We start from the raw sequence: 12,019 nt of genomic DNA, 5'->3' as shown, positions 1-12,019 counted from the left end.
GGGCCGATCACAGCATCAGGGGATCAATCCAAAGGAACTGCAAAGACTCACACGATGGCACTGTCCACATAGCACCAACGCCAGTCCTCGCCCGGCTCGAACGAGCGCATGACCGGATGCTGGGACGAGCCGAAGTGCGCGGTCGCGTGCCGGTGGGGACTCGAGTCGCAGCACGCCACGTGCCCGCAGGACAGGCACATCCGCAGATGAGCCCAGTTGCGCTCACCCAGGGCGAGGCAGTCGACGCAGTCCTCCACCGACTCCGGCGTCACCGAGTGGGGCAACGCACTCACGTGCGAACAGGTCATGGCTTCCATCATTACGCAAAATAAGCGCATGGTCGGGCCTGAACTTCTGCTGCTGCTCCTCGGGGCGTTGGTCGTCACTGCCATCGCGCGCCGGTTGAACTGGTCGGCGCCACTGGTGCTGGTCGCCGTCGGGCTCGTGGTCTCGTTCATACCGGGCGTGCCGGAGTTCGAGCTCGATCCCCACCTGATCCTGCTGGTGGTGCTGCCGCCGCTGCTGTACAGCGCGGCGCTGGACAGCTCCTACCTCAACATCCGCGCGAACCTGCGGCCGATCGGGCTGCTCGCGGTCGGGCTGGTGCTGTTCACGACGCTCGTCGTCGGGATCACGGCGAAGCTGGTGTTCCCGGACCTGCCGTTCGCCGCGGCGCTGGTGCTGGGCGCGGTCGTGGCGCCGCCGGACGCCGTCGCGGCCGTCGCGATCGGGCGGAAGCTCGGCCTGCAACGGCGCGCGATGACGTTGCTGGTCGGGGAGAGCCTGATCAACGACGCCACCGCGCTCACGGCGTTCAAGGTCGCGGTGGCGGCCGCGGCGGGTGCCGCCATGCACCCGGCCGAGGGTGTCGGACTGTTCCTGCTGGTCACGGCAGGCGGCATCGCGGTCGGCCTGATCGTCGGCGTGGTGGTCAGGTTCCTGCGCAGGAGGCTCTGCGAGGGCGTGCTGGAGACCGCGCTGGGACTGCTGGTGCCGTTCGGCGCCTACCTGATCGCCGAGGAGGTCGCGCACGTCTCCGGTGTGCTCGCGGTCGTCGTCGCGGGGCTCTACATCGGCCATCACTCGCCACGCGGCGGGTACTCGACCCGGTTGCAGGACGCCGCGGTCTGGAAGGCGCTGGACGCGTTGCTGGAGGCGTTCGTCTTCGCGCTCATCGGCCTGCAGGTGTCCGCGATCATCCGGGACGTCGACCTGGACGCCGCGCTGCTGCTCGGTGCCGGTGCAGTGCTGCTCGCCGCGATCCTCGCCAGGTTCGTCTGGATGTACCCGGCCACCTACATCCCGAGGTACCTGTCGAAACGGGTGCGTGCGCGCGAACGACCGCCACACCTCGGGCAGGTGACGGTGATCGCGTGGGCCGGCATGCGCGGCGTGGTGACGCTGGCCGCGGCGGCAGCGGTGCCGGCGGAGGTCCCTGGCCGCGACATCATCCTGTTCTGCGCGTTCGTCGTCACGGTCGCGACCCTGCTGCTGCAGGGCCTGACCTTGCCGTGGGTGATCAACAAGATCGGCTTCGAGGGCGACGACGCCCGCGAGGACGCGCTGGCGGAGGCGCAGGTGCAGCACCGGGCCGCGCAGGCGGCGGTGACGAGGCTCGACGAGGAGGTCGACGAGGTCCCGGACCACGTGCGTGACCAGCTGCGATCGCTGGCCGAGCACAGGGGCAACGCCGCGTGGGAACGGCTCGGGCGCCAGGAGGAGGAGAGCCCGGCGGCCGCCTACCGCAGGCTGCGCAGGCTGATGCTCAGCGCCGAGCGTGACGAGTTCGTCAAGGCCCGCGACGCCGGTGAGATCGACGACGAGGTGCTGTTCCGGGTCATGCGGGAACTGGACCTGGAGGAAGCGGCACTGTCTCGTGAGTAACCGTTCACCTGCTTTTCGTGTTGCGATGCTTGGGTTCCGCTCTCAACACAAAACGGGAGGTCGAACGATGTATCGGAGAGGTCTTGCCGCCGTAGTCCTCGTGTTCGCGGGTGCGGTGGTGGCGTCCCTGCCCTCCGCCTCCGCACACGACGACAAGGGGCCGATCGTCATCGGGCACCGCGGCGCGTCGGCGTACCGGCCGGAGCACACGCTCGCGGCGTACGAGCTCGCGGCACGGATGGGCGCCGACTTCATCGAGCCCGACCTGGTGCCGACCAAGGACGGCAAGCTGGTCACGCGGCACGAGAACGAGATCGGCGGCACCACGAACGTCGACTCGAAGCCGGAGTTCGCCGACCGCAGGAAGACCAAGACCATCGACGGTGTCGCGATCACCGGCTGGTTCACCGAGGACTTCACGCTCGCCGAGCTGAAGACGTTGCGCGCCGAGGAACGCATCCCGGCGATCCGCCCGCGCAACACCCTCTACGACGGCCGGTTCGAGATCCCGACGCTGCAGGAGGTCGTCGACCTGTCCAAGCGCCTGTCCCGCGAGCTGCACCGCGAGATCGGCATCTACCCGGAGACCAAGCACCCGACGTACTTCAAGTCGATCGGTCTCGCACTGGAGCCGAAGCTCGTCGACGTGCTGAACCGCAACGGTCTGAACCGCGGCAGCGCCAAGGTCTACGTGCAGTCGTTCGAGGTCGCGAACCTCAAGGAGCTCAACAGGTCGCTGCGCGTGCCGATCGTGCAGCTGGTCAACGGTTCCGGCGCGCCGTACGACTTCATCGCGGCCGGTGACAAGCGCACCTACGCCGACCTGGTCACCCCGGCCGGTCTGCGGGAGGTGCGGAGCTACGCGGACGGCGTCGGCCTCACCAAGGACCTGATCATCCCGCGGGACGCCAACGGGTTCCTCAAGGCGCCGACCACGGTCGTGAAGGACGCCCACAAGGCGGGTCTGATCGTGCACTCCTGGACGTTCCGCAACGAGAACTCGTTCCTTCCGGCGGACTTCCGGTCCTCGACCGACCCGGCCGCGTACGGCCGGGCCTTCGAGGAGTACGACCTGTTCTTCAAGCAGGGCATCGACGGCGTGTTCGCGGACAACCCCGATACGGCCGTGGAGGCCAAGGTCAAGCGCTAGCGCTTGCCAGTGCGAGCGTGCGGTCCCCGTCGAGCAGCCCGCGCTGCTCGAGCAGGGGCCGCACGCCCTCGCCGAACCAGTAGGCCTCTTCGAGGTGCGGGTACCCGGACAGCACGAACTCGTCGATCCCGATGGAGTGGTACTCCTCCACCAGATCCGCGACCTCGGAGTGCGACCCCACCAGCGCCGTTCCCGCGCCACCACGCACGAGTCCGACACCGGCCCACAGGTTCGGGTAGATCTCCAGCCCGCGCACGCCACGGCTCAGGTCTCCGCCGTGCAGGGCGAGCATCCGTTGCTGGCCAACGGATTCCGACGCGCCCAGCTGTTCCTGCGCCTTCGCGACCACGGCCGGGTCCAGCGCGTCGAGCAGCTTCGCGGCGGACGCCCACGCTTCCGCCGAGGTGTCCCGGCTGATCGTGTGCAGCCGGATGCCGAACCGGATCGGGCGATCGGTCAGCGCCCGCACCCGTGCGATCTTCTCCGCCACGTCGGCGGGCGGTTCGCCCCAGGTCAGGTAGACGTCGGCGCGGGCGGCCGCGACCGGCAGGGCGGCGTCGGACGAGCCGCCGAAGTAGATCGGCGGAACGGGGTCCGGCGCGGCCAGCAGCGTGGCGTCCTGCACCTGGTAGTGCTTGCCCTGGAACGTGTAGGGCTTGCCGGTCCAGATCCCGCGCACGACCTGGAGGAACTCGTCGGTGCGCTCGTAGCGCTGGTCCTTGCCGAGCCAGTCGCCGAACCGTTGCTGCTCAACGGAATCGCCGCCGGTCACCACGTTCAGCAGCAACCGCCCGCGCGAGATCCGCTGGTACGTCGAGGCCATCTGCGCGGCCAGCGTCGGTGACAGCACGCCGGGCCGGAACGCCACCAGGAACTTCAGCGTCTTGGTCTGCGCGATCAACGCGGCCGTGGTCAGCCAGGCGTCCTCGCACCACGTTCCGGTCGGCGTGAGCACGCCGGTGAACCCGACCTGCTCGGCCGTGCGCGCGATCTGCGCCAGGTAGTCGATGTCCGGATCACGGCGCGCACCCGCGGCCGGCGCGCGGTTGGCGTGGAAGTGCTCCACGACCGTGCGGCCGTCACCGGAGGTCGGCAGGAACCAGTGCAGCGTGATGCTCATGTGAGATCTCCCTGGAACCTCGTGTCGACGAACTTCGCGAAGTCGACCTTGCCCGGCAGGGTCTTGTCCTCGGTGAACGCGTCCGCGAGTTCCTGCTCGGACTTGATGACCGTGTCGTCCAGCTTCACGACCTGGTCGCCGTTGCGCTGCACCGCGGCGAGCGCCACCTCGTACTTGAGGCCTGTCTCGGCCGCCCACGCCTTCGCCCACTCCTCGCGGTGCGTGTCGGCCCACTTCTGCGCCTTGTAGTACCGGATCAGGTACTCCTTGAGCGCCGGGTTCTTCCCCTTGTCGTCCAAGGCCTTCTTGCCGGCGACGTTGAAGCCGTAGCCGTTCGACCTGCCCTCACCGGTGGTCAGCACGCGCGCCTTGGCCTCCTGCTGCGCCTGCGCGGTGTAGGGGTCCCAGATCGCCCACGCGTCGACCTTGCCCTGCGTGAACGCGCCGTACGCGTCGGCGGGCTGCAGGAAGTTCAGCGTGACGTCCTTGGTCGTGAGACCGGCCGAACGCAACGTCAGCAGGATCTGGCCGTGCGCGGAACTTCCCTTGGCCACGGCGATGTTCTTGCCCTTCAACTCACCGACCGACTTCAACGGCGAGTTCTCCGGGACGAGGATCGCGTCCGCCTCGACCTGGCCCTTCGACACGCCGACGGCGGCGATCTTGGCGTTCGCGGCGGCGGCGAAGATCGGCGGTGTGTTGCCGACCGCGCCGACGTCGATCGCGCCGGCCGAAGCGGCTTCGAGCAGGGGCGGGCCGGAGGTGAACGTCGACCACTCGATCTTGTACGGGAAGTCGTTCAGCAGACCGGCCGCGGTCAGCACCGACTTGGCGCCGCCCTTCTGGTCACCGACCTTGAGCACGACGTCGCCGGCCGGGGTGTCCTGGGACTGCGTGGCCGTCGAGCACCCGGTGGCGAAGAGGATCGCGGCGAGAAGGGCGAGCAGCTTTCTGTCAGGCAGCTTCTTCAACGTCCACTCCCAGATCGGCGAGCACGCGGGTGCGTTGCTCCACAACGGATGCCCGGCGGCGCGGGCGGGGCAGGTCGACGTGGTGCGTGGCGACGATCCGGCCCTCGTCGAGCACGAGGATGCGGTCGGCCAGCAGCAACGCCTCGTCGACGTCGTGCGTCACGAGCAGCACGGCGGGCTTGTGCCTGGTCCACAGGTCTTCCACCAGGTGGTGCATGGCGAGCCGGGTCAACGCGTCCAGCGCGCCGAACGGTTCGTCGAGCAGCAGCACATCCGGTTCGCGCACCAACGCCCGCGCGAGCGAGACCCGTTGCGCCTCACCGCCGGACAACGTCAGCGGCCACGCGTCGGCGTGGTCGGTCAGCCGCACTTCCTCCAGCGCCTTCAACGCGACCGCGCGGCCGTCCGGCTTGTGCAGGCCGAGCGAGATGTTCCGCCAGACCTTGCGCCACGGCAGCAGACGCGGCTGCTGGAAGGCGATCGACACCGTGCCGGGGACCTCGGCCTGGCCTTCGACCTCGCGGTCCAGGCCGGCGAGGATGCGCAGCAACGTCGACTTGCCGCAGCCGCTGCGGCCGAGCAGCGCCACGAACTCGCCCGGCTGGACCTCCAGGTCGATGCCGTCCAGCACGGTCCGCGGACCGAAAGCCTTGCGCAACCCGCGCACACTCACCGCGCTTGCCATCGCAGGATCCTCCTTTCGAGCACTCGCACCAGGGCGTCCGTCGTCAGGCCGAGCAGCGCGTAGACCACGAGGCCGACGACCACGACGTCGGTGCGGAGGAACTCACGGGCGTTGTTGATCAGGAAGCCGAGGCCGGCGTCCGCGTTGATCTGCTCGGCGACGATCAGCGACAGCCAGGCGGTGCCGAACGCGATCCGCAGTCCCACCAGGGTTTGCGGCACGGCGGACGGCAGCACGACGTGCACGATCCGTTCGACCCGGCTGTAGCCGAGCACGCGCGCGGCCTCGACCAGGCCGGGGTCGGTCTGCCGGATCCCGGCGTGCAGGTTGAGGTACAGCGGGAACGCCACCCCGGCGGCGACCAGCGCGAGCTTGGGCTCCTCGCCGATGCCGAACCAGAGGATGAACAGCGGGATCAGGCCGAGGTGCGGCAGCGTCCGCAACATCTGCACCGGCGGGTCCAGCAATGTCTCGCCCCAGCGGGAAAGGCCGGAGGCGAGTCCCAGAACAACGCCGGCAAAGCCGCCTATCAGAAATCCGAAGAAAACGCGTCCGATCGACACCGCGAACGCTTCGCCCAATTGGCCGTCCGCGATGAGCTCACCGGCGGATTGGGCGACGGTGAGCGGAGAAGCGAGTTTGTCGGGCGACAGCACACCCGTTGAGCTGGCCAGTTGCCACAGCAGGACCAGCGCGACCGGGCTGATCCAGCGCAGCGGCAGCTTGAACTTCCGCGCCTGCGAAGGCGTCGCGGTTTTCGGCCGCGCGGCCACTCCCGCTATGGACAAGGTCATGGGCCGAAGTACAGGCGAGCCCACGGGATGAGTCAACGACGCCCAAATCGTGAAAATGCGTCGGACATGGAGATGTTCCCCGCACGGACATATTTCCCGCCAACGGCTTAGTGACAGCGCGGCCCAAGACGATCAACATGCAGGCATGGAAGAGGGGGACAGACCCAGGGTGCCTTCGGGTACCACGCTGCGGTTCGCGTCATTGGTGCTGCTGGCGGTCGCGACCACGTTGTTCGTCTTCGGTCAGTACGCGTCGGTGTGGGGGCGCGCCACTTCGCTCGACAACGCCCGGTGCCAGGTGCGGTCGGGTCTCTACCTCACGTCGACTCTCGCCGTGGATCCCGACGAGTCCAAATGGGACGGTTATCGGGCGTGCATGGCGACGTTCCTCGGCACCCGTGCCGTGTGGCTCGCCGGCGGGCTGGTGCTGCTCTTCGCGGTGGCGTTGCTGATCTACGCGCTGCGCCCGGCGTGGTTGCGGTACCGGCGGAACCTGGTTCCCGTTCCGGAGGAACTGGACGCGCCGCTCGCCGAACTGGTCGCGGAGGCAGGGCTCACGACAGCACCGACGTTCCTGCTCGACCGGGCGAAGGTCCGTGCGGGCGGTGTCGCGTTCGGCACCCGCCGCCGCAAGTACGTCGCACTCAACGTCGGCATGATGGCGTTGCGGCGCATCGAACCCGAGTCGTTCCGCGCGATCGTGCTGCACGAACTCGCGCACGTCCGCAACGACGTCTCGATCACCTACGCGACGCTTGCGATCTGGCGTGCCTTCGTCGTCGCGATCCTGACGCCGTACGTGATCACGCTGTTCCGGCCGATGCCGGTCGGCTACGTGTCGTACGCCCAGATCGGGGGCCTGGTCCTGCTGGTGCTGCTCGTGTTCGCCGCGCGCGTCGCCGTGCTGAGGGCCCGCGAGAAGCACGCGGACGCGCTGGTGGTGCGGTGGACGGGCGACCCGGCACCGTACCGGCTGCTGCCGACGTCCGGCCGGTTCCGCCGCTGGCTCGGCCACCACCCGGCGCCCGCCAGTCGCGAGGCCGTCATGCGCGACCCGAAGTCGTTGCTGCGACCGGGTTTCTGGGAGACGCTCGGCAGCGCGGTCGCCGTGCAGATCGCCTGGTGGCACGCGGCAGCCGGGTTGCGCGAGCTGACCTGGTACCGCGCGGGCAACGAGTCGTTCCTGGTCATGCGGATCGTCTGGGCCGTCGTGGTCGCAGGGCTCATCGGCCTGATCGCCTGGCGCGGGGCCGCTTTCGGTCCCCGGCGCGGCACGTTCGCGTTGCCGGGACTGGCCGTGGGACTCGGCCTGGTGGTCGGTGACCGGCTGGACGTGCTGAACCTCCTGCCGATCACTCCGCACGGCGTCATCGCCTCGACAGCTCTGGCCGGCACCGCGACGCTCGTGACGATCTGGGCCGGACACTGCGCCACGCTCGTGCGCACCCGCTGGCACGGCTGGTTCCTCGGGCTCTCCACCGCCGTGATCACGTTCACGCTGCTGGGCTGGTTCAACGAGATCCGGGCGGCGGAGGCGTTGTGGCGCAACAACATCGTGCCGGTTCTGGACCTGGTCGACGCCTCCGTGGCGAAGGCCGTGGTCCTTCCGTACGTGCTGAACTTCAACCGGGTGCCCTCGGCGATCTCGCTCGCATTGCTGTGGCTGGTGCCGCTGGTGCTGCGCCGCGAGTTCCCCCGCTTCGCCGCGCTGGCGGGCGTGCTCGGTGGCGTGCTCGCCGCCGCGGCGGTGGTGCTGCTGGGCTCCGCCGGAGCGCCGCTCGAGGCCACGGCCTGGCAGGTCGTCGCCGTCGTGGTCGTACAACTGGTCGTCGTGGCGGCGGCACGGGTGGACCGGGTGGGCGCGTTGCTCACGGCGTGGCTGATCGGGATGGGCGGGACGACGGCGATCTGGCTGACGCACCTGAACGGCACGCAGGTCGACAGCGTCCTCGCGAGGCAGCCGCATCAGGTCCTGCCGGTTCTGGGGACGGTCGCGGCACTCGTCGCGGGTGGTTACGGCCTCCAGCGCGCCCAGACCCGTTCAGCGCCCTTCTGGGCGGTCGGAATCGCGGTCGCAGGTGTCGCGCTGGCGGTGTGGCGCCCGGTCGCGGACGCGACCGCGGCCGTCATCGAACCGCCACCGCCCGCCGCGACGGAGATCAACACCGACCAGGCCGTGAACACCTGGATCTTCGGTGGCGGCTGGGACCGGATGATGGCCGTGGTGCGGGCCCAGGACAAGGTGTTCGCGGGGGTGCGGGCCGCAGACCCGGCGGCGATCGCCGCCGGGTGCGAACAGCTCGGACCCGTGCTGCGCGAACCGTTCCCACTGCCGCCGGACCCGAGGATCGCCACGACGTGGACGGAAGGGCTGCGGGCGATGGAGAACGGCACGCGCTCGTGCCTCGTCGTCTTCCGGGACGCGGGCAAGGACGACGGCTCGATGTCGAGCGAGTTCCTGAAGGGCCTCGACCAGCTGGAGAACACGCAGAACGCGCTGATCGAGGCCCAGAAGCGAGCTGTCAGCTGAGCACGTCGTGGCGCACGATCGTCTGGTCGCGGCCGGGACCGACGCCGATCGCCGAGACACGGGCGCCGATGATGCTCTCCAGGTACTCGACGTAGGCCTTGGCGTTCGCCGGCAGCTCGTCGAACGTGCGGCACGACGAGATGTCCTCGAACCAGCCCGGCAGCTCTTCGTAGACCGGGACGGCGTGGTGCACGTCGGTCTGCGTCATCGGCATCTCGTCGGTGCGGCGACCGTCCACTTCGTACGCGACGCAGACCGGCACCTTCTCGAGGCCCGACAGCACGTCGAGCTTGGTGAGGAAGTAGTCGGTGATGCCGTTGACGCGGGAGGCGTAGCGGGCGATCACGGCGTCGAACCAGCCGGTGCGGCGCGAGCGTCCGGTGGTGACACCGAACTCGCCGCCCTGCTTGCGCAGGTACTCGCCCATGTCGTCGTTGAGCTCCGTCGGGAAAGGACCGGAGCCGACGCGGGTCGTGTACGCCTTCAGGATGCCGATCACGGTGCTGATGCGGGTCGGGCCGACACCGGAACCGACGGTCGCGCCACCCGAGGTCGGGTTCGACGACGTGACGAACGGGTAGGTGCCGTGGTCGACGTCGAGGAGGGTGCCCTGCGAGCCCTCCAGCACCACGATCTCGTCGCGGTCGAGCGCCTGGTTGAGCAGCAGGCGGGTGTCCGCGATGCGGTGCACGAAGTGCTGACCGTGCTCGAGCACCTGGTCGACGACCTGCTCGGGGTCGAGCGCCTTGCGGTTGTAGACCTTGACCAGCACCTGGTTCTTGAAGTCCAGGGCGGCCTCGACCTTCTGCCGGAGGATCTTCTCGTCCAGCAGGTCCTGCACGCGCACGCCGACGCGGGCGAGCTTGTCCTGGTAGGCGGGACCGATGCCACGACCGGTCGTGCCGATCTTGGCCTTGCCCAGGTAGCGCTCGGTGACCTTGTCGATGGCCACGTGGTACGGCATGATCAAGTGCGCGTCCGACGAGATCAGCAGTCCGCTGGTGTCGACGCCCTTCTCCTCCAGGCCCGCGAGCTCCGTGAGCAGCACGCCGGGGTCGACCACGACACCGTTGCCGATCACGTTCTTCACGCCGGGCGTGAGGATGCCGGACGGGATGAGGTGCAGGGCGAACTTCTGACCGTCCGGGAGGACGACGGTGTGACCCGCGTTGTTGCCGCCCTGGTAGCGAACGATCCACTGGACACGCTCACCGAGGATGTCGGTGGCCTTGCCCTTGCCCTCATCGCCCCACTGGGCACCGATCAGCACGACGGCCGGCATGTGAAACTCCAAGCACTTGGACTGGTTCAAGCGAATGCCGGTACGTGAGGGTAGACCAGGAGATGACCGTGCGCGGAATCGTGTTGGCCTGCGGAAACACGCAGTCGCCAATGATCGCTCAACGTGACGACGTGCGGGTGGTCCCCGCCCGCCCCGGCAAGGACCACGTTGATCAGCATCTGGACGCCGATCGGCTCGTCGTCGTGGGCACCGACGCCGACCTCGCGGCGGTGGCGTTGAGGTTGCTGCGCAAGGAAAAGCTCGTTTCGGTGGCACTGGGCTACGTGCCGGTCGCCGATTCGTCCGTTGCCGCGCTTTGGGGGCTTTCGACCGATCCCGCCCGTGCCCTGGACGTCGCCCTGAACGGTGACGTAGATCCCGTTCCACTCGTCCGCGACGACGTCGGCGGAGTGCTGATGGGTCTCGGCGTGTTGTCCCCGGTTCGTGGCGTTGGTTACAGCGACGCGGACAACGTGCTGCGCGGTCAGGCCAGCCGGATCGAGTGCACCCCGGACCCGGAGGGCGGCCTCGGCCTGCAGATCCGGATCGTCAACAAGCGCCTCTTCGGCTCCAAGGTCCGAGTCAGCCGCCCGCGCGCGTTCCAGCTCGGCTGCCTGCCCACGACCGCGGTCCTGGACGGCCACAAGCACCCGCGCCCGGTCGACAAGTGGACCTGGTACCGCCACACCGAGGACTTGAGGCTCGTGCGAGGCCTCTAGCCGTCCGGCTGTCATTCACTTGAGTGTCACTCGAAGGCATTGCCTAATTTCATAATGTGACTGAGGGTAGGTCCCGATCACTTTCCAACGAGGAAGGTCGGGACGATGTCAAAAGTTAACCGAACCATTGGTGTTTTAGTTGCCACCGCGGCTCTCACCATTGGTTTTGTTTCCCCTGCACTCGCGACACCGCCGAACATCCCCAGTGCTGCCACAGCGAAGTCCGAATTGGCCGGACTGACGGTCGCGACCGAGGGCTCGATGACGGGCTATTCACGTGACCTGTTCCCGCACTGGATCACCCAGTCGGGCAGCTGCAACACCCGTGAGGCCGTGCTGAAGCGCGACGGCACGAACGTGGTGACGGACTCGTCGTGCGCCGCCACGTCGGGCCGCTGGTTCTCGCCGTACGACGGCGCGACGTGGACCGCGGCCTCCGACGTGGACATCGACCACATCGTGCCGCTGGCGCAGGCCTGGAGGTCAGGAGCGAACTCCTGGACCACGCCGCAGCGCCAGGCGTTCGCGAACGACATGTCCGGCCCGCAGCTCATCGCGGTGACCGACAACGTCAACCAGTCCAAGGGCGACCAGGACCCCGGCACCTGGAAGCCGCCGCTGACGTCCTACTACTGCACTTACGCCAAAATGTGGGTACACACCAAGTACCGGTACAACCTGAAGACCGATTCGGCTGAGAAGGCGGCGTTGACGAGCATGCTGAGCACCTGCTGATGGCGACACTCTCCGCGCTATTCGTGGCGGGCCCTGGCGGCGTGATGACCGACGAGGTCGGCGTCGTGACAGGCGATCTGGAACTGAGCACAGAACTCTCCGACGACGGAAAGTTCCGCGCGCTGGTCCGCTACGAGGGCGCGGAAGAG

At 68.5% G+C, this 12,019-nt stretch carries 11 protein-coding genes; 5 read left to right on the top strand and 6 right to left on the bottom strand.

Annotated features, from left to right (window positions below):
- Positions 1-47: 47 nt before the first annotated feature.
- On the bottom strand, positions 48-308 hold the full coding sequence (locus ACIQF0_RS20220) for a UBP-type zinc finger domain-containing protein (protein WP_401031254.1): 261 nt from the start codon (positions 306-308) through the stop codon (positions 48-50).
- A 28-nt stretch (positions 309-336) separates the two neighbouring features.
- Here ACIQF0_RS20220 and ACIQF0_RS20215 point away from each other — a divergent pair, with 28 nt between their 5' ends.
- Both ACIQF0_RS20215 and ACIQF0_RS20210 read left to right on the top strand, forming a co-directional pair.
- Positions 337-1,884: a Na+/H+ antiporter gene (locus tag ACIQF0_RS20215; RefSeq protein ID WP_401031252.1), complete on the top strand. Its 1,548-nt coding sequence runs from the start codon at positions 337-339 to the stop codon at positions 1,882-1,884.
- A 67-nt stretch (positions 1,885-1,951) separates the two neighbouring features.
- Complete coding sequence (locus ACIQF0_RS20210) at positions 1,952-3,034, top strand: glycerophosphodiester phosphodiesterase (protein ID WP_401031250.1); 1,083 nt, start codon at positions 1,952-1,954, stop codon at positions 3,032-3,034.
- Here the strand turns inward: ACIQF0_RS20210 and ACIQF0_RS20205 are convergent.
- The 4 genes from ACIQF0_RS20205 to ACIQF0_RS20190 are packed head-to-tail and all read right to left on the bottom strand — an operon-like array spanning position 3,024 to position 6,604.
- Positions 3,024-4,154: an LLM class flavin-dependent oxidoreductase gene (locus tag ACIQF0_RS20205; protein ID WP_401031248.1), complete on the bottom strand. Its 1,131-nt coding sequence runs from the start codon at positions 4,152-4,154 to the stop codon at positions 3,024-3,026. The two genes, ACIQF0_RS20210 and ACIQF0_RS20205, sit on opposite strands and share 11 nt — an antisense overlap.
- On the bottom strand, positions 4,151-5,116 hold the full coding sequence (locus ACIQF0_RS20200) for an ABC transporter substrate-binding protein (RefSeq protein WP_401031495.1): 966 nt from the start codon (positions 5,114-5,116) through the stop codon (positions 4,151-4,153). The genes ACIQF0_RS20205 and ACIQF0_RS20200 overlap by 4 nt, the downstream gene beginning before the upstream one ends.
- The gene (locus ACIQF0_RS20195; protein ID WP_093595636.1) at positions 5,109-5,810 is read right to left on the bottom strand and encodes an ABC transporter ATP-binding protein; all 702 of its coding nucleotides are present in this window, start codon (positions 5,808-5,810) and stop codon (positions 5,109-5,111) included. Before ACIQF0_RS20195 ends, ACIQF0_RS20200 begins: the two co-directional genes overlap by 8 nt.
- Positions 5,795-6,604, bottom strand: coding sequence for an ABC transporter permease (locus ACIQF0_RS20190; protein WP_401031246.1), 810 nt, complete (start codon positions 6,602-6,604; stop codon positions 5,795-5,797). Before ACIQF0_RS20190 ends, ACIQF0_RS20195 begins: the two co-directional genes overlap by 16 nt.
- A 145-nt stretch (positions 6,605-6,749) precedes the next feature.
- On the opposite strand from ACIQF0_RS20190, the gene ACIQF0_RS20185 reads away from it, so the two are divergent.
- A complete protein-coding gene (locus tag ACIQF0_RS20185; protein WP_401031244.1) occupies positions 6,750-9,134 on the top strand; it encodes a M48 family metalloprotease in 2,385 nt (794 codons plus the stop codon).
- Here the strand turns inward: ACIQF0_RS20185 and ACIQF0_RS20180 are convergent.
- Positions 9,127-10,416 carry an adenylosuccinate synthase gene (locus tag ACIQF0_RS20180; protein ID WP_093595627.1) on the bottom strand — a complete coding sequence of 430 codons (1,290 nt, stop codon included), beginning with the start codon at positions 10,414-10,416 and terminating at the stop codon, positions 9,127-9,129. The two genes, ACIQF0_RS20185 and ACIQF0_RS20180, sit on opposite strands and share 8 nt — an antisense overlap.
- 110 nt (positions 10,417-10,526) lie before the next feature.
- On the opposite strand from ACIQF0_RS20180, the gene ACIQF0_RS20175 reads away from it, so the two are divergent.
- Positions 10,527-11,135: a hypothetical protein gene (locus ACIQF0_RS20175; RefSeq protein ID WP_401031242.1), complete on the top strand. Its 609-nt coding sequence runs from the start codon at positions 10,527-10,529 to the stop codon at positions 11,133-11,135.
- A gap of 105 nt (positions 11,136-11,240) precedes the next feature.
- On the top strand, positions 11,241-11,870 hold the full coding sequence (locus tag ACIQF0_RS20170; protein WP_401031240.1) for an HNH endonuclease family protein: 630 nt from the start codon (positions 11,241-11,243) through the stop codon (positions 11,868-11,870).
- Positions 11,871-12,019 lie beyond the last annotated feature (149 nt).

This window comes from Lentzea sp. NPDC092896 (assembly GCF_044754905.1).
In the GTDB taxonomy this organism is placed as follows: domain Bacteria; phylum Actinomycetota; class Actinomycetes; order Mycobacteriales; family Pseudonocardiaceae; genus Lentzea.
The sequence above is the reverse complement of the archived record's forward strand: the minus strand, read 5'-3'. Positions and strand labels throughout refer to the sequence as shown.